Consider the following 17,728-nt stretch of genomic DNA (forward strand, 5'->3'; position numbering starts at 1 on the left):
TCCAACGGAAGGGAAAAATGTCTAAAAATAACAAGGTGCTGGTGCTCAGTGAGGACGAACTGAGGCGGCACGATATCGTCACGATCCTCGAATTTGTCGGCGAAGGCCAGGTGTTGGCCGGCGACGAAGCTTTGGCGCTGCTGGCCGATTCGGATGACCATCAGCGGGAGGAAATCGGGGTTGCCCTGGTGAGCGGTGACGGTAGCCGCGTGGGCGAAACCCTCGCCAGGGTGTGTGAATCGCTGCCGGGGGTACCGATACTGCTGGTGGACGGTACCGAGCCCTCCGGGCTGTCCGACCAATGCGCCAGCCACATCATTGCCCGCCTTGAATGGCCCCTGAATTACGCGAAGTTTGTCGATTCCCTGTACCGGGCCCAGATCTACCGAGACCAGTCTGACCGCAGCCTGCAGGAGCGGGGCCATTTGCGGGGATTGCAGCTGTTCCGAAGCCTGGTTGGCACCAGTCGCAAGATCCAGCATGTGCACCAGCTGATGGAGCAGGTGGCGGATATGGATGTGACGGTGCTGATCACCGGAGAATCCGGCACTGGCAAGGAAGTGGTCGCCCGCAACCTGCACTACCACTCCGCCCGACGGGATCATCCCTTTGTTCCATTGAGCTGCGGCGCGATCCCGGCGGAGTTGCTGGAAAGCGAGCTGTTCGGCCATGAGAAGGGGGCGTTTCCGGGGGCTATTTCTGCCCGGGCGGGACGGCTGGAACTGGCCGATGGCGGCACCCTGTACCTGGATGAAGTTGAGGCGCTGCCACTGCCGCTGCAGGTCAAACTGCTCCGGGTGCTGCAGGACCGTACTTTCGAGCGAATGGGGAGCCATCGTAGCGAGAGCGTCGATATCCGGATCATTGCCGCCACAGATCGGAATCTGGAGGAGATGATTGAGGCGGGTGAATTCCGGGAGGACCTTTATTACAGCCTGAATGTCTTCCCCATCGAGATGCCCGCCCTCCGGGAACGGGTGGAGGACATCCCGCTTCTCATCAACGAGCTGATTTCCCGCCTGGAGAAGGAAAAGCGGGGCTCGTTACGCCTGAACTCGGCGGCGATCATGAGCCTGTGCCGTCACGACTGGCCCGGGAATATCCGCGAGCTGGCGAACCTGATTGAGCGGCTCGCCATCATGCATCCGTACGGTGTAATCGGGGTGCAGGAATTGCCGAAGAAATTCCGCTATGTCGACGATTACGACGAGAACCGGCCCGTGGAGGACTCCGGTATGCCATCGGGGGTGCCCGGCCTGGTGGGGCTGGATGCCCCGGCGTTGTTGCCAGTGAATGGTATCGATCTCAAGGAGTACCTTTCCAACCTCGAGAAACAGCTGATTCAACAGGCCCTGGATGAAGCCGGGGGTGTGGTGGCCCGGGCAGCGGAAAAGCTCCGCATCCGCCGGACGACGCTGGTGGAGAAGGTGCGCAAATACGGCTTACGGGAAGAATCGGCAGAATCGTAAATGCCCGTACCGGCGACAAAGGCTCGGTTGTCAGCTATCCTGAAGTTCTGAAGAGCGAGGTCGGTTCCGGTTCTGCCGGGCTGGTCGCAGTCGTTACATGGATTGCTTCTGGAGGTTTTGTGAATGCCGATACAGACGAGCCTCGCCGAGGACGGCAAAACGCTGGTTATCCGGATTGAAGGCCGATTCGACTTCAGCACCCATCAGTCGTTCCGGGATTCCTACGAGCATGCCGGTCCCAAGGTGACCAACTACATTGTCGACCTGTCGGACACCACCTACCTGGACAGTTCCGCCCTGGGCATGCTGCTTCTGCTGCGGGACCACGCCGGTGGCGACAGCGCCCGGATTTCCATCGAGAACTGCAACAGTGATGTCCGCCGGATTCTCTCCATCTCCAATTTCGAGCAGCTTTTTGCCATCAAGTGACCCAGCATAGCCTGCGAATTCTGATTGCAGATGACAGTGACACGGACCGTCTGATCCTCCAGGCCCTCATCAAACGCCAGGGCCATGAGGTGATCGAGGCAACGGATGGCCTCGAAGCGGTGCGGAAATTCCGTGAGCGCAGTCCGGACATTGTCCTGCTGGACGCCCTGATGCCCAGGATGGATGGCATGGAGGCCGCCCGGCACATCAAGGCGCTGGCCGGTGATCGCCTGGTGCCGGTAATCTTCCTGACTTCCCTGTCTGATGCCGAAGACCTGGCGCGGTGCCTGGAGGCCGGGGGAGACGATTTTCTGACCAAGCCCTACAGCCGGGTGATTATCGAGGCCAAGATCAAGGCCTTTGACCGCATGCGGCGGATGCACGACACCCTGTCCAGCCAGCACGAGGAAATCATCGAGCGCAACCGGCAACTGTTGGAAGAACAGACCATCGCCAGGCGGGTGTTTGACAACGTGGCGCACACCGGTTGCCTGGATTCGCCGAACATCCGTTACCACGCCTCGCCGCTGTCGGTGTTCAACGGCGATGTCGTGTTTGCTTCACCGCGGCCAGCCGGCGGCATGCTGATATTTCTGGGTGATTTCACCGGCCACGGTCTGCCGGCCGCCATTGGCGCCATGCCGGTTGCCGAGATTTTCTACGGAATGGCGCGCAAGGGATTCAGTGGCGCGGATGTGCTCAGGGAAATCAACCAGAAGCTCAAGCTCATCCTTCCCACCGGCATGTTCTGTTGCGGTGCCATGGTGGAGGCGGATTTCAAGCTGGGCCAGCTCAGGGTCTGGAATGGCGGGCTGCCGGAGGCGTGGCTGTTTCGAGTGGATGGCGAGCCGTTGCTGTTGCCATCCCGGCACCTGCCCCTGGGTATTCTGCCCCCGGAACAGTTCGATAGCCTGATGGAATCGGTGCAGGTCCGACCCGGTGACCGGTTGCTGGTGATGACCGATGGCGTGCTGGAGGCAGCAAATGACCGGGGGGAGCTGTTCGGGCTGGATGGAATCCGTCAGTGCCTCGGGCAATCGAATTCATCCCGGCATCCGTTTGAGGCGGTCCTGGAGGGCGTACGGGCGTTCAGTGGCAAGGCTGCCGAGTCCGATGACCTCACTTTAGTTGCTCTTGATATCACGGATCAGCCAACGATGCCGGCCGTGCCGGAGCCGGCATCGCCCTCGGCACTGGCTGGTCCCACTGAGTGGCGGTGCGAGTATGAAATCCGGGAGCGCACCCTGGGGGATTTCAGCCCGTTGCCGCTGTTGCTGCATATCTGCCTGGAAGTTCCGGGATTACGGACACGGGGTGGCGAGATCTATACCCTGTTGTCCGAGCTCTACAACAATGCCCTGGAGCACGGCGTCCTGCAGTTGCCGTCCGAGTGGAAGCGCAGTGCCGAGGGATTCGGCCGCTATTACTCCGAGCGGCAGGCCAGGCTGGCCCGGGTGGATGGCCACTACATACGTTTCAGTCTGCACCACACCCGGAAACCCGGTGGTGGCCGCCTGCGTGTTGTCTGTGAGGACAGTGGTGCCGGTTTCGATTTCCGGAATCATCCACTGGTTTCCGGTGAAACCGGCGAGGGCGGCAGCGCCCGGTATGCGGGTCGTGGTTTGTTGCTCTTGAAACGGCTGAGCAAAAGCATCACATTCTGGGGCAAGGGTAACCACGTCGAAATCGTTTATGATTGGTATTTCTCAGCGCACCAGGGGGATGGTGATGACAGATAGACAACACCTTGATGAAGAGGCTCTGGCGGAACTTCAGGATGTCATGGAGGATGAATTCGATGTTCTGATCCAGACCTACATCGTGGACTCCCGGGATCGCATAGCCAGCCTGAAAACCGCATTGGCGGCATCCGATGCCGATGCTTTCGCCAAGACCGCCCACAGCCTGAAGGGCAGTTGTATCAATATTGGCGCACCCCGGCTAGGGGAGCTGTGTCTGGAAGCGGAAGAAGCGGGCAAGGCCCAGGATCTCGGGGAGGCATCCCGACTGGTCGGGGCAATCGAGGAAGAGTTTGCGGCCGTGACCAGTCTGTTGGATCGTCTGCTGGTGCGCTGATCTGTTTCCGGATACCGGCACCCGAGGGCGCCGGTATCCGGACGGAAGGCCTCAGTCGGCCTTCTGCTCATAGATGGCCTTGCCCCAGGCCTCTCTGCTACCCGGAAGGACCAGGTTGAGGGCAACCGCCACCACCGCGCACAGGGCGATACCTTCCAGTTGGCCGAGCGCCATGTTGCCGATGCCGAACACCAGGGTTACGCCGACGATCACCAGGTTGCGGGATTCGGACAGGTCCACCTGGTGGCGGATCAGGGTGTTCAGTCCCACCACCGCAATGGAACCGAACAGCAGGCACAGGATGCCTCCCATCACCGGTACCGGGATGGTCTGCAGGGCCGCGCCGAACTTGCCAACAAACGCCAGCACAATGGCCACGACCGCTGCCCACCACATCACCTTGGGGTTGAAGTTCCGGGTCAGCATGACCGCGCCGGTCACTTCCGAGTAGGTGGTGTTGGGTGGTCCGCCCAGCATGGAGGCTGTGCTGGTGGCCAGGCCGTCTCCCAGCAGGGTGCGATGCAGGCCCGGCTTTTCCAGGTAGTTCTTGCGGGTCACGTTGCCGATGGCCAGGACATCACCGATGTGTTCGATGGCAGGGGCGATGGCCACCGGAATCATGAACAGGATGGCGCTCCAGCCGAACTCCGGGGCCACGAAGTCGGGTACCGCAAACCAGGGCGCTTCCCGCACCGGGGTCAAGTCCACGATGCCGGCGAACAGGGACAGGATATAGCCGACAATAACACCGAACATGATCGGAATCAGGCGGAAGATGCCCTTGGCCCAGAGGGTCATGATGATGGTGACCGCCAGCGAGATCATCGCGATCCAGATGGCGGTGTCGTAGGGCACCAGTTCAGCGGAACCATCCCCGGTCTGTCCCGATGCCATGTTGACCGCAATGGGCGCCAGGCCCAGGCCGATGGTCATGATCACCGGCGCGATCACCACCGGCGGCAGCAACCGGGTGACGAACCCGGTACCTCGCAGCTTTACCGCGGCACTCAGGAGGATATACAGGATACCCGCGGCCATCAGGCCGCCCATGGTCTGCTCCAGCCCGAACTTGCCCTTGGCGGCAATGATCGGGGCGATGAAGGCAAAGGAGGAGGCCAGGAAAATGGGAATCTGCCCGCCAGTAACGACGTGGAAAATCAGCGTGCCGATGCCGGCGGTGAATAGTGCGACGTTGGGGTCCAGGCCCGTGATCAGCGGCATCAGCACCAGGGCGCCGAACGCCACCAGCAGCATCTGCGAGCCGGCGATGGCCTGTTTCCAGACCGGATCGTTGATGTGGTCCTGCATGCTCAGACGTCCTTCTGCTTGGTGCCGAAGATCTTGTCACCGGCATCGCCGAGGCCCGGTAGGATGTAGCCCTTGTCGTTCAGGCGCTCATCCACCGAGGCGGTGTAGATGGAAACGTCCGGGTGTTTCTCCAGGACTTTCTCGATCCCCTCAGGCGCGGCCACCAGCACCAGGGCCCGGATCTCAGTGCTGCCGGCTTTCTTGAGCAGATCGATGGTGGAGATCATGGAGCCCCCGGTGGCGAGCATCGGGTCCACAATCAGGGCCATGCGCTGATCGAGTTCACCCACGAGCTTTTCCAGGTAGGTGCTGGCTTCCAGGGTTTCCTCGTTACGGATCTGGCCGACCACGCTGACCCGGGCCACCGGGATCAGGCTGAGCACGCCGTCCAGCATGCCCAGGCCGGCACGGAGGATGGGGACAATGGTGACCTTCTTGCCGTGGATCTGCTCGACATTCACCGGACCGGCCCAACCCTCGATGGTCTTTTCCTGCAGGTTGAAATCCTTGGTGGCTTCGTAAGTCAGCAGGGCACCGACTTCCTGTGCCAGTTCACGAAAATTCTTGGTGCTGATGTCCGCACGGCGCATCAGGCCGAGCTTGTGGCGGATCAGGGGGTGTCGTACCTCGTGGATTGGCATTGGGTCACCTGTGTGTCTGGGATTATCGGGTCAAGTTTGACGGATTTGCGCGTAAATGGCGCAAGGATACCGTATCTGGAAAGGCACGTCAGGTATCATGAAATCCCCGGGGTGTTGCTATAAGATGGCACTTTCTGCGGGTTGCGCGGCAAGAGACCAGAATCATTATGACAACAGCAAATCCGGTACAGGTCATTGCGGTATCCGGCGGCAAGGGCGGCACGGGTAAAACCAGCATTTCAGTGAATCTCGCCATTGCCCTGGCGGAAAGAGGGCGACGGGTCGTGGTCCTGGACGGGGATCTGGGCCTGGGCAATATCGATGTGTCGCTGGGGCTCACCGCCGGCCACACCCTGCAGGACGTTCTGGAAGGGGAATGCGAGCTCAGGGATGTCCTGGTGGAAGGTCCCGGTGGCATCCGTATTGTGCCGGCGCCCTCCGGCAGTCTGCGCATGACCCGGCTCAGTGCCGCGGAGTACGCCGGCCTGATCAATGCCTTCAGCGAATTGGGGGAGGAGATCGATGTGCTGATCATTGATACCGCCTCCGGCATTTCCGAAGCAGTGGTCAGTTTCCTGCGGGCGGCCCAGGAGCTGTTGCTGGTGGTCTGTGACGAACCCACATCCATTACCGATACCTACGCCCTGGTCAAGCTGATGAACCGTGACTACGGGATCAACCGGTTCCGGGTGCTTGCCAATCAGGTCCGAAATGAGCAGGAAGGCCGGCAGCTTTATGGAAAACTGATCCGGGTCACCGAGCGTTTTCTGGATGTGGCGTTAGAGTACGTGGGCATGGTGCCCCATGATGAGGCGTTCAGAAAGGCGGTACAGCGCCAGCGTGCCGTGGTGGAAGCGTATCCCCGGGCCCGGGCCTCTCTGGCCATCAAGGCCCTGGCGGAGAAAGTGGACAGTTGGCCTCTGCCGTCGTCTCCCCGTGGCCATGTGGAATTTTTTGTGGAGCGGCTCGTCTGAGCCCGAACGAGATCTGTTCTTGATGGATACTGTTAATGAATAAACTGTACCCGAGGGCCAGTGGGGCCCTGCTTGCCGTTTCCCGCCACGAGTTTGTTGCATGCTCGGATCTTGCCCCCTCCATCACCGGGCACTCCATTCCCAGGGAGGCAACCGTCCGGCATCTCCTGTCCCTGATACCGGAAGTCGAACCGGACCAGACCGTAATGCACGTTGGCGGAGGCTCCGGATACCTGACCGCTGTACTGTCTGAACTGGCGCATCGGGTCATCTATGTGGAGCGCAACCCGGTGGTGGCCGAGTCTGCCCGGGAGCGGTTCTTCCGACTCGGCCACCACAACGTGGATGTGGTGGTAGCCGATATCGAGAGTGCGCCCGAGCTGGACGTGCTTTGCGATCTGGTGCTTTCCACCACCTTCCTGCCCCGGCGAGATGTGGTGCTGCCATTCCTCCGAAATCAGGGGCGGCTGATCTGCCTGGAGGGCAGGGCAGGGCCGGTGCCCAGCCTGGCGATGTTTGAAAAGGAGGGGTTCGGTCTGGTCCGGATTCGCACCCTCGGCTGGGTGGATTTCAATCGCAACGCCGAGCAGATCCTGATCGACCTCGGCGTAATCGACGAAAAAGTCCTGGCTGACGCCAAGGTTGAGGCGGCCAAGACAAATTCGCGGGTCCTTGACCTGGTGCGGCGCAAGGTGAACCTGGAAGAGATCGACCTCTACAGGACCCTGGCCCAGCAGCGGGGCATGGTATTCAAGGAGGCCGACGAGCTGTTGCCGGATCTGCAGCCGGCCCTGTTCCGCCGCTTCTCCCGGACCTTCCTGGATCTGTCACGACTGCTTCCGGTGGCCGAGGCCGACGGCAAGATAACCGTTATCACCGATGATCCCGATGCCCGCACCGATCAGTTGGAGCGCCTGACCCAGAAATCCGTGATTGAATGTCTGCTGGTCACACCGACGGATTTCCGCAGGGTATGGTCCTCCCTCGACCTGACTGCCCAGGGCAAACAGTTCGTGGCTGATCATGGCGCCGGCAGCGATGACCGGCATGAGCCTCGGGCCGAGTCCAACGGTACCCTTGGCGAACATGGTGGTAACAAGCAGGTGAGCCCCTATCTGGTCTCGGTGTATGAGGCGATTCTGCTGGATGCGGTTAGCGAGAAGGCCAGTGACATTCATATCGAGCAATATGGCGACCGGGTCCGGATCCGCCTGAGGGTGGATGGCGAACTGCACGATCTGCCACAGTACCAGCTCAGTCCCCGGGAATTACGGGGCGTAATCAACGTCATCAAACTGCGGGCCGAGCTCAACATTGCCGAGCATCGCCTGCCCCAGGGTGGCCGCTCCCAGCTGAAGCTGGGGGAAGCTTCCTATGACCTCCGGATCCAGACCCAGCCGTCGCTGCATGGCGAGCACGCGGTTATCCGGTTGCTGCCCCAGACCGGGCGCGCCATGACCATCGCCGAACTGGGGATGTCCAGGGCCATCGGCGCCCGCTATCAGCGCCTGCTGGATAACCCTGCGGGTCTTGTGCTGGTGGTTGGCCCCACGGGTTCCGGCAAGTCCACCACCCTGTATGCGGGCCTGCAGACCCTGGCGGATAATGGCCGACGTAAGGTAATCACCGTCGAGGATCCGATTGAATATTCCATCGACAACATCCAGCAGACCCGGGTTCGCTCCGAAATTGGTTTCGGCTTTGCCGATGCCATGCGGGCCTTTGTCCGGGAAGATCCGGATGTCATTCTGGTGGGGGAAATCCGGGACCAGGAAACCGCCCTGGAGGCCATCCGCGCGTCTCAGACCGGTCACGTGGTGTTGTCCACGTTGCACTGTAACGATGCGGTAGATTCCCTTCAGCGCCTCTATGACCTGGGTGTTCACCCCAACTCCATTGCCGGGGAGTTGCTGGCGGTAATTGCTCAGCGGCTGGCCAAGCGCATATGCCGCCATTGCTGTCAGCCGGCGGAACCCGATCCTACGATCCTGGCAGAGCTTTTCCCCGAGGGGGCTCCGACGGATTTCCGCTGCTTCGAGGGTGAGGGCTGTGACAAGTGCAACGGTCGGGGAACCCATGGGCGGGTGGCGATTGTTGAATACATGGAGGTGGATTCGGATATCCGCAACGCCATTTCCAGCCAGCCGCCCATCGGCGAGCTGCGCTGGCGGGCCCTGGATGCCGGCCTGGTCACCATGCGTGACAGTGCCCTGGATCATGTGATTGAGGGGGTGATTCCCCTGTCTGAATTGCCGCGTATCCTGCCGAGGGAGCGCATGGCACCGGAAGTTCGTGGCGGCCGCAGGAGTGCCCGATGACAGCCAGTAAAGCTACACACCAGAACAAGGCCGCCCAGCGGGAACCGGCCGAAGTCACCTACGCCGCGGAACTGGAGAAACTCGCGGCCCTCGACGAGGGGCCGGTGCCGCCGGGTTGGCGCATGTCCCCCAGGGCGGTGGAGAAGTTTGTCATGGGTGACGATGAGCTCGGCATCGAACGCAAATTCGTGGCGGACCGGGCCATGGTGGTCCGCATCATCATTTCCCTGTGTACCAGCCGGGGCTGCCTGCTCGTGGGTGAGCCGGGCACCGCCAAGTCCTGGTTGTCCGAGTTGCTGGCGGCGGCGATCTCGGGTGGCTCCACCCTGACCCTGCAGGGCGGGGCGGTCAGTCAGGTCAGCCAGCTGCTGTACAGCTGGAACGAGGCGATCCTCAAGAATGAGGGGCCTTGCCTCAAGGCCCTGGTGCCCAGCCCGCTGCTGCGGGGCATGATGGAAGGGCGCCTGGTGCGGTTCGAGGAGATTGCCCGCTGTCCCCAGGCACTGCAGGATGCCCTGCTGTCGGTGCTCTCGGACCGGGTCGTGGTCATCCCGGAGCTGGCCGGAGACGAGGGCGTCATCCTGGCGCGGGAAGGTTTCAATGTGGTTGCCACCTCCAACAGCATCGACGAAGGTGTGCACGCCATGAGCGCGGCGCTCAAGCGCCGGATGGATTTCGAGGAAATCCGGCCGATCCGCAATCTGGCCGATGAACTGGACGTGGTGGTCAGGGAGGTGCGCAAGGCCAATGTCGCCGCCGGCGTGTCCGTGGAGCCGGATCCGGAGGTGCTCGAGGTACTGGTGACCATGTTTCATGAGTTGCGCAATGGCCAGACCCTGGATGGCCGCAGTACCGACCGTCTGGCGGGGGCGGCGCTGTCGACGGCCGAGGCGGTAGCGGTTGCCCACGCGGCCAGCCTGAACGCCTGGTATTACGGCGGCGACGCGATGACAGTGGAGCAGCTGATACACCACATCATCGGCTCCGCGCTCAAGGACCAGCCGGAGGACCGCCGGCGCCTGCGGCATTACTTCGACACCGCCGTGGCCACCCGGGACGGGGACAACTGGAAACAGGCCTGGGCCCTGCGCTCGCTGATCCAGTAGTCAGCCTGTGCCGACCATCTGAGGCAAATTGATACGGGGCAAGAGTAATCCGGAAAACCTTTGGTTATAATACGCGCCGCCGGCAATCCCTGCCGCCTACGATGTCTGCACCCGCCGTGTCAGTCATGAATACACCCGGTGCCGCATAACGCGCATCGCCTGGATTCGGGGCCCTGATGTCTGAGCCGTTACTACAGGCTGTCAATCTCCAGTGTGAACGGGATGAGCGGATACTGTTCCGTGACCTTTCCTTTGCTGTATTGCCGGGTACCGTTACCCGCGTTGAAGGCCCGAATGGCTCGGGGAAAACGACCCTTTTGCGCATTCTTGCCGGCCTGAATGATGCCTGGTCCGGCGATCTTTACTGGTGTGGCCAGCCCCGCGCCGGCCAGCGCGAGAGTTTCCTGCGCAACATGCTTTACCTCGGCCATCGGCCGGGTATCAAACCGCTGCTTACTCCCATGGAAAACCTCCGGGCCCTGATGGCGGGCCGGCGCCCGGTGTCCGATGAGGTACTGTCCCGGTCGCTCGAAGGAACCGGGCTGGCCGGATACCAGAACGTGCCCTGTCGCAATCTGTCCGCCGGTCAGCAACGGCGGGTGGCGCTTGCACGGTTGCTGATCGCCGATGAGCCCCTGTGGCTGCTGGATGAAGTTTTCACCGCTATTGATGCGGATGGTGTCCAGGCGATCGAGGCTCTTCTGCAACAGCGTGCGGAGGAAGGTGGCGCGGTTGTGGTCACCACCCACCATGATCTGAAACTGCCCGGGATGCAGCGGATTGTGCTCGGGGGAGGGCAGTCGGATGAGCAGTAATCCGGTACGTGTGCACGCGGTGGCGGAGGGCGTTGGTGTTGCCGGCGCCATGAAAGCGGTGTTCATGCGCGATATGAAAGTGGCTTTCCGTCAGCGCCAGGATCTCCTCAACCCGCTGCTGTTCTTCGTGATGGTGGTAACCCTGTTCCCACTCGGGGTTAGCCCGGAAGTGTCATTCCTGCGAGAGGCCGGAGCGGGTATCCTGTGGGTGGCGGCCCTGTTGTCGGTGTTATTGTCCCTGGATCACCTGTTCCGACACGATTTTGATGATGGAACCCTGGAACAGCTGGTGCTGCAGCCGCAGCCCCTGTTCCTGCTGGTGCTGGCCAAGACGCTGGCGCACTGGATGCTGACCGGGCTGCCGCTGGTGATCCTGACGCCGGTACTGGGCATTATGGTGCACCTGCCGGGGAACTCTATCGGCATTCTGTGTCTAACGCTGCTGATCGGTACGCCGGTGCTGAGCCTGATTGGCGCCATCGGTGCGGCGTTGACCCTGGGATTGCGATCGGCAGGTGTGCTCTTGTCCCTGTTGATCATTCCGCTGTACATTCCCGTGCTGATTTTCGGGACCGGGACAGTGGCGGCCGCGTCCGAGGGAGCTCCGGTCGGGGCCTACCTGGCATTGATGGGGGCTTTTCTGGTTCTGGCCCTGACGCTGGCTCCGTTTGCTTCGGCATCAGCACTGAAAATCAGCATTTCCAATAGCTAACAGGTAACGGGTTAACGGGTACCAATCAATGTGGCAAATATTTCATAAGCTGGGCTCGCCCAAATGGTTCTACGGGATAGCGACCCGTCTGATGCCCTGGCTGCTGGTCTGCGGTGCGCTGCTTTTGTTGGCAGGTGTTGTCTGGGGGCTGGCGTTTGCTCCGAAGGATTATCTGCAGGGTAACAGCTACCGGATCATCTTCATTCATGTACCGACCGCGTTCCTGGCCCAATCGGTCTATATCATGATGGCGGTGGCGGCTGTGGTGACCCTGGTGTGGCGCATGAAACTGGCCGATGTGTTCGTCAAGGCCGTGGCTCCGGTGGGTCTGGTTCTGACCTTCCTCGCCCTGTTTACCGGCGCGGTCTGGGGCAAGCCCACCTGGGGTACCTGGTGGATCTGGGATGCCCGGCTGACGTCCATGCTGATCCTGCTGTTCCTGTATGGTGGGGTAATAGCGCTCGACCGGGCCATCAATGACGAGAAGTCCGCCGCCCGGGCTGTGGCTGTGCTGGTGCTGGTGGGTGTGGTGAACATTCCGATTATCAAATACTCGGTGGAATGGTGGAACACGCTGCATCAGCCCGCCACCTTCAAGCTGACGGAGAAGCCCTCCATGCCCGCGGAAATGTGGGTGCCGCTGCTGCTATCGATACTGGGGCTGTACCTGATTTTCGGTTGGCTGGCCTGCCTCCGGATGCAGACGGAGATCATCGCCCGTGAACAGCGGACCCGGTGGGTAAAAGATCTGGTAATGGCGGGGAGGCACTGATCCATGGCGTTTGATTCACTCTCCGCGTTTATTGCAATGGAAGGCCACGGCCCCTACGTGTGGACCTGCTACGGTGTGTTTCTCGTATTGATGGTCGGACTGATGGTCTGGTCGCGGCACCGGCGCAGCGTAATGATGGAAGCCTGCCGCAGGAATTATGAGCGCCAGGACCAGGGCCGGCAGCGGGCAGCGCGACCCGCCGCCACGTTCACCCGAGTTGAAGTTTCCCAGGACTGACAAGCAGGTTAAGCATGCACCCGATCCGTAAAAAACGGCTGACCATTGTTCTCTTTCTCCTCGCTGGTATCGGCGTTGCCGTGGCACTGACCACCTACGCCCTCCGGCAGAATATCAATCTGTTCTACGATCCGTCGCAGATTGCCGCCGGTGAGGCGCCACAGGATGTCCGCATCCGGGCCGGCGGTATGGTTGAGGAGGGCTCGGTGATCCGTGACCCGGATAGCCTGAAGGTGGAATTCCGGGTAACCGATTTCAATTCCTCGGTGCCGGTGGAATACAACGGCATCCTCCCGGATCTGTTCGCCGAAGGCCAGGGTGTGGTCGCTATGGGCAAACTTGATGGGCAGGGCAGGTTCGTTGCGGACCAGGTGCTGGCCAAGCATGATGAGAATTACATGCCGCCGGAAGTGGCCGACGCCCTGGAAAAAGCTTCCAAGGTTCAGAACAAGGCGGGCGAAACTGCCCAGTCGCAGTCGTATTGATCCAAACCTCCCAGCCTGAATAGGGGATACTGATGTTTCCGGAACTCGGACAGTTTGCACTGATTCTCGCGCTGTTGCTGGCAGTGCTCCTCTCCGTTGTGCCCCTGGTCGGTTCGGTGACCGGCCGGGACAACCTCCAGGCATTTGCCCGACCATTGTCGTCGGGCATGTTTGTGTTTATTGCCATGGCATTCGGCCTGCTGACCCACGCCTTCCTGACCGACGATTTCTCGGTCGCGTACGTGGCCAACAACAGCAACAGTATGCTGCCCTGGTTCTACAAGTTCAGTGCCGTGTGGGGTGGCCACGAAGGCTCGCTGCTGCTGTGGATCCTGATGCTGTCAGGCTGGACCATGGCGGTGGCGATATTCAGCCGCCGACTGCCAACGGTGATGATTTCCCAGGTGCTGTCGGTGCTGGGCATGGTTGCTGTCGGCTTCCTGTTGTTTATCATCGTCACCTCCAACCCCTTCGACCGGCTGTTGCCCAACGTGCCGGCTGATGGCGCGGATCTCAACCCCTTGCTGCAGGACATCGGCCTGATCATGCACCCGCCGATGCTGTATATGGGCTATGTGGGTTTCTCTGTAGCGTTTGCCTTTGCCATCGCTGCACTGATCAATGGCCGCCTCGATGCCGCCTGGGCACGTTGGTCCCGGCCCTGGACCACCGTGGCCTGGGCATTCCTGTCCATCGGCATCGCGCTCGGCAGCTGGTGGGCCTACTACGAACTCGGCTGGGGCGGCTGGTGGTTCTGGGATCCGGTGGAAAATGCTTCACTGCTGCCCTGGCTGTCCGGCACGGCCCTGATGCACTCGCTGGCAGTGACCGAGAAACGGGGCGTGTTCAAGAGCTGGACCGTGCTGCTGGCTATTGTCACCTTTGCGTTGAGCCTGTTGGGCACATTCCTGGTGCGTTCCGGCGTGCTGACCTCGGTTCATGCCTTTGCTTCCGATCCGGAGCGGGGCAAGTTCCTGCTCATGTTGCTGGCGGTAACCATGATCGCCAGTCTGGCGCTGTATGCTTTCCGGGCCCCCGTGGTACACGTGCGCGCCCGGTATGGTTCGCTGTCCCGGGAAATCTTCCTCCTGCTGAATAATGTGTTGCTGGTGTCAGCGACCTTGCTGGTGGCGATCGGGACCCTGTATCCGCTGGTTCTGGATTATCTGGAATTGGGCAAGCTGTCCATCGGTGAGCCGTTCTTCAATCTCACCTTCAGCCCGCTGGCGGTGGCGGCCGGCCTGCTTCTGGGTGCCGGTATCTTTTCCCGCTGGAAGAAAACCGACGGCGGCTGGCTTGGCCGTAAGCTGCTCTGGCCTCTTGCAATCAGTATCGTGGCCAGCACAGCGGTGATTATCGGTTATGGCGGATTCAAGCCATGGGCATTTGCCGGCATCTTTACTGCCATGTGGGTCACTGTAGCCACCTTCTGGGACCTTTGGGACAAGTCATCTTCCCGCAAGGGCCGACTCCACGGCCTGAAGCGTCAATCCCGGAGTTACTGGGGGATGGTGCTGGGGCACCTTGGGCTTGCCATGGTGATGGCCGGTGCCACGGTGGTTTCAAACTACGGCATCGAACGGGATGTCCGGATGACTCCGGGCGACATCGCCACCGTGGGCGACTACCAGTTCGTATTCACTGACATCGGTGAGCGTCGTGGGCAGAACTTCACCGCCCAGTATGGCGGCTTTGATGTGATGCTCGACGGTGAGAAGGTTGCCGAATTGCATCCTGAAAAGCGCCAGTACAGTGTGGGCATGAGCGTCATGACCGAGGCTGATATCGACGCCGGCCTGTTCCGGGATATCTTCGTGGCAATCGGTGAGCGTCTCACCGAGGACGCCTGGGCTATCCGCCTGCAGTACAAGCCCCTGGTCCGCTGGCTCTGGCTCGGCGCCCTAGTGATGGCGATCGGTGGCTTCCTCGCCGTCTCCGACAAGCGCTACCGTATCCGGGATCGCGCCGAAGAGCGGGTTCCGCAGAGTGCCCGGCCTGCTGGTGGGGTTAAAGGTGAAGCGGAGGCCTTGTCATGAAGCGCTTCCTGTTATTCCTGCCATTGCTGGTGGCCCTGATACTGGGTGTGGTTCTGTTTGCCGGCATCGGCAAGGACCCGACCAAACTCGAGTCCGCCCTGATTGGCAAGCCGGTGCCCGAGTTTTCCCTGGCGGATCTCCAGAACCCGGAGGCGAGGCTGGACCGTAGCCTGTTCCGTGGCGAGGTTTCCCTGCTCAATGTCTGGGGGACCTGGTGTCCATCCTGTCGCGATGAGCACGATGACCTGATGTGGCTGGCGAACGAGAAGGGTATCAGCATTATCGGCCTGAACTACAAGGACAAGCGCGAGGATGCCCTGGTCTGGCTCGATCGTCTGGGTGATCCCTACCGAACAACCATCTATGACCCCAAGGGTACCCTGGGTTTCGACCTGGGCGTTTACGGGGCTCCGGAGACCTTCGTGATTGATGCCGAAGGCGTGGTCCGATACCGCCATGTCGGTGTGGTCAACCCGAAAGTGTGGGAAGAAACGTTGCTGCCGGTGATCGAAAAAGCACGGGGTAACAGCTGATGATGCGATTCGTACTCGCAACCCTGTTCGTACTGACTGCAGGCTTGGCACAGGCGGAAGTCGCCGCTGTCTATGATTTCGATACCCGCGAACAGGAAGTGCGTTATCAGAACCTGATTGCCGAGCTGCGGTGCCCGAAGTGCCAGAACCAGAATATCGCAGATTCCAACGCACCCATCTCGCAGGATATGCGTAACGAGGTGTACCGGATGATGCAGGCCGGTGCCAGCAATGAGGAGATTGTCGATGCGCTGGTCGCACGGTTTGGCGAATTTGTCCGGTACAAGCCGGAACTGGACAGTCGCACCTTCCTGTTGTGGGCGACGCCGGCCATTGCTGTCTTTGGTGGCCTGCTTGTTGTCGCTGGCGTGGTTATCCGTGCCCGGCGCAGTGAACGGCAGGCAACCGGCCTGAGCGCAGAAGAGCGCGCTCGCGCCGAGCAGATCCTGGCAGGCCAAGACGAGACCCGCGACCGCTGAGCGCTCGCCTGAACCGATCGAATCCATTTCCAATGCAGTGACGACATCTCCATGACCGATACTTTCTGGATTGCCGCGACGGTACTGATCATTATCGCCCTGGCTTTTGTACTTTTCCCGGTGCTGTTCCAGCGCGCCGACGCCCGTGCCCGGGCGAATATCCGTAACCAGAACCTGATGGCCTACCGCACCCGGATGAAAGAACTCGATGAGGAGTTTGAAGCCGGTATTCTGGATGAAGACAACTACCGACAGCTGAAAGAAGAACTGGCGGGTTCCATGCTCGACGATGTCCCGGAATCGGAACAGCCCCGGCGCGTGGTGCCCGGTCGCAGGAGTGCGATTGCGGTGGCGCTGGTGTCGGTTCTGGTCTTGCCCGCTGCAGCCTACCTGCTGTACCAGGAATGGGGTGCCATGGACCGGGTTGAACAGTACATTGCCATGCAACAGATGGAGCAGAGCGATTCCGGTCGTCAGGCACAGATGGCGGACCTGGTGGTGCAGCTCCGGGACAGGCTCGAGGCCGATCCCGACAATCCTGACGGCTGGGCCATGCTGGGCCAGAGCTATATGCGCCTTGAGCAGTACCAGGAAGCTGCCTGGGCATTTCGTCAGCTGGCCAAAGTGGTAGATGGCAACGATCAGGCGGAGGCGGTGGCCCTGGGGCTGTCGGCACAGGCCCTGTTCTTCGATAGTCAGGGCATAATGACCGAGGCGGTCACCGAGGCGATTCGCCGGGCGCGGTCCCTGAACCCGGACGAAGTCAACGCCCTGGGGCTGCTCGGGATCAATGCCTTCAGTCAGCAGAATTACCGCGAGGCCATTGAATACTGGGAGCGGATCGTGACCGTGGCGCCGGATCACCCCCAGATCGCCTCGATCCGGGGCGGCATCAATGAGGCGTATAATCGCCTGGGTGAAACGCCGCCCGAGGTGCAGGCGACAGCCGATGCCGGAGGTCCCGGTGTGACCGTCGAGGTGTCCCTGGCGGATACTTTCCAGGGCCAGGTGCCGGCCGACACGACCCTGTTCGTGTTTGCCCGTGAAGCCGGTAACACGGGTGGGCCGCCGCTGGCCGTCGCGCGCCTGACCGCCGGCGATCTGCCGGTGACCCTGCGGCTGGATGATGGCAACTCCATGTCACCGCGGGCGAAAATTTCCAGTGCCGATGAGGTGCTGGTCACCGCCCGCCTGAGCCGCTCTGGCAGTGTTTCCGCCCAAGCCGGTGATTGGCAGGGCAGTGTCGATGAGCCTGTCACCGTATCCGGCGAGGATGCTGATCCGGTCCGGCTGGTCATCGACCAGCAACTGACCAACTGATTCGGGCCGGCGGCGCCG

Annotated in this window: 18 protein-coding genes; 16 read left to right on the plus strand and 2 right to left on the minus strand. The window is 61.2% G+C overall.

The features are described from left to right. Positions 1–17: 17 nt before the first annotated feature. The 4 genes from ACESMW_RS00205 (at position 18) to ACESMW_RS00220 (ending at position 3,974) form a co-directional block, all read left to right on the plus strand. Positions 18–1,469 carry a sigma-54 dependent transcriptional regulator gene (locus tag ACESMW_RS00205; protein ID WP_372985081.1) on the plus strand — a complete coding sequence of 484 codons (1,452 nt, stop codon included), beginning with the start codon at positions 18–20 and terminating at the stop codon, positions 1,467–1,469. 123 nt (positions 1,470–1,592) lie between these two features. Next, positions 1,593–1,898, plus strand: coding sequence for an STAS domain-containing protein (locus ACESMW_RS00210; RefSeq protein WP_372985082.1), 306 nt, complete (start codon positions 1,593–1,595; stop codon positions 1,896–1,898). Beyond that, positions 1,895–3,637: a PP2C family protein-serine/threonine phosphatase gene (locus tag ACESMW_RS00215; protein ID WP_372985083.1), complete on the plus strand. Its 1,743-nt coding sequence runs from the start codon at positions 1,895–1,897 to the stop codon at positions 3,635–3,637. The genes ACESMW_RS00210 and ACESMW_RS00215 overlap by 4 nt, the downstream gene beginning before the upstream one ends. Further along, on the plus strand, positions 3,627–3,974 hold the full coding sequence (locus tag ACESMW_RS00220) for an Hpt domain-containing protein (RefSeq protein ID WP_372985084.1): 348 nt from the start codon (positions 3,627–3,629) through the stop codon (positions 3,972–3,974). Before ACESMW_RS00215 ends, ACESMW_RS00220 begins: the two co-directional genes overlap by 11 nt. Positions 3,975–4,025: 51 nt before the next feature. On the opposite strand, the gene ACESMW_RS00225 is transcribed toward ACESMW_RS00220, so the two are convergent. Both ACESMW_RS00225 and upp read right to left on the minus strand, forming a co-directional pair. After that, complete coding sequence (locus tag ACESMW_RS00225; RefSeq protein ID WP_372985085.1) at positions 4,026–5,282, minus strand: uracil-xanthine permease family protein; 1,257 nt, start codon at positions 5,280–5,282, stop codon at positions 4,026–4,028. Between the two features lie 2 nt (positions 5,283–5,284). Next, positions 5,285–5,923 (minus strand): uracil phosphoribosyltransferase, encoded by a 639-nt coding sequence (gene upp, locus ACESMW_RS00230; protein WP_372985086.1) that lies wholly within the window; start codon positions 5,921–5,923, stop codon positions 5,285–5,287. Positions 5,924–6,090: 167 nt separating this feature from the next. Here upp and ACESMW_RS00235 point away from each other — a divergent pair, with 167 nt between their 5' ends. The 12 genes from ACESMW_RS00235 to ccmI all read left to right on the plus strand — a co-directional run bounded on the left by ACESMW_RS00235 (position 6,091) and on the right by ccmI (position 17,710). Further along, positions 6,091–6,897 carry a MinD/ParA family protein gene (locus ACESMW_RS00235; RefSeq protein ID WP_372985087.1) on the plus strand — a complete coding sequence of 269 codons (807 nt, stop codon included), beginning with the start codon at positions 6,091–6,093 and terminating at the stop codon, positions 6,895–6,897. A gap of 35 nt (positions 6,898–6,932) precedes the next feature. Next, a complete protein-coding gene (locus ACESMW_RS00240) occupies positions 6,933–9,215 on the plus strand; it encodes an ATPase, T2SS/T4P/T4SS family (protein WP_372985088.1) in 2,283 nt (760 codons plus the stop codon). Continuing rightward, the gene (locus ACESMW_RS00245) at positions 9,212–10,321 is read left to right on the plus strand and encodes an ATP-binding protein (RefSeq protein ID WP_372985089.1); all 1,110 of its coding nucleotides are present in this window, start codon (positions 9,212–9,214) and stop codon (positions 10,319–10,321) included. Before ACESMW_RS00240 ends, ACESMW_RS00245 begins: the two co-directional genes overlap by 4 nt. Positions 10,322–10,497: 176 nt before the next feature. Next, a complete protein-coding gene (gene ccmA, locus ACESMW_RS00250) occupies positions 10,498–11,136 on the plus strand; it encodes a cytochrome c biogenesis heme-transporting ATPase CcmA (RefSeq protein WP_372985090.1) in 639 nt (212 codons plus the stop codon). Continuing rightward, entirely contained in the window at positions 11,126–11,848 is a 723-nt protein-coding gene (gene ccmB, locus ACESMW_RS00255) for a heme exporter protein CcmB (RefSeq protein ID WP_372985091.1), read from the plus strand. Before ccmA ends, ccmB begins: the two co-directional genes overlap by 11 nt. A 28-nt stretch (positions 11,849–11,876) precedes the next feature. Then, positions 11,877–12,620, plus strand: a complete 744-nt coding sequence (locus ACESMW_RS00260) for a heme ABC transporter permease (protein WP_372985092.1) — start codon at positions 11,877–11,879, stop codon at positions 12,618–12,620. A 3-nt stretch (positions 12,621–12,623) separates the two neighbouring features. Then, positions 12,624–12,857 (plus strand): heme exporter protein CcmD, encoded by a 234-nt coding sequence (gene ccmD / locus ACESMW_RS00265; protein ID WP_372985093.1) that lies wholly within the window; start codon positions 12,624–12,626, stop codon positions 12,855–12,857. A 14-nt stretch (positions 12,858–12,871) separates the two neighbouring features. Next, positions 12,872–13,342, plus strand: a complete 471-nt coding sequence (gene ccmE / locus ACESMW_RS00270) for a cytochrome c maturation protein CcmE (RefSeq protein WP_372985094.1) — start codon at positions 12,872–12,874, stop codon at positions 13,340–13,342. A gap of 32 nt (positions 13,343–13,374) precedes the next feature. Further along, entirely contained in the window at positions 13,375–15,378 is a 2,004-nt protein-coding gene (locus tag ACESMW_RS00275) for a heme lyase CcmF/NrfE family subunit (protein WP_372985095.1), read from the plus strand. Further along, the gene (locus ACESMW_RS00280; protein ID WP_372985096.1) at positions 15,375–15,911 is read left to right on the plus strand and encodes a DsbE family thiol:disulfide interchange protein; all 537 of its coding nucleotides are present in this window, start codon (positions 15,375–15,377) and stop codon (positions 15,909–15,911) included. Before ACESMW_RS00275 ends, ACESMW_RS00280 begins: the two co-directional genes overlap by 4 nt. Next, positions 15,911–16,390, plus strand: a complete 480-nt coding sequence (locus ACESMW_RS00285; RefSeq protein ID WP_372985097.1) for a cytochrome c-type biogenesis protein — start codon at positions 15,911–15,913, stop codon at positions 16,388–16,390. Before ACESMW_RS00280 ends, ACESMW_RS00285 begins: the two co-directional genes overlap by 1 nt. Positions 16,391–16,441: 51 nt before the next feature. Beyond that, on the plus strand, positions 16,442–17,710 hold the full coding sequence (gene ccmI, locus ACESMW_RS00290) for a c-type cytochrome biogenesis protein CcmI (RefSeq protein ID WP_372985098.1): 1,269 nt from the start codon (positions 16,442–16,444) through the stop codon (positions 17,708–17,710). Positions 17,711–17,728 lie beyond the last annotated feature (18 nt).

The sequence above is a fragment of the Marinobacter sp. genome (genome assembly GCF_041690455.1).
Taxonomy (GTDB): domain Bacteria; phylum Pseudomonadota; class Gammaproteobacteria; order Pseudomonadales; family Oleiphilaceae; genus Marinobacter.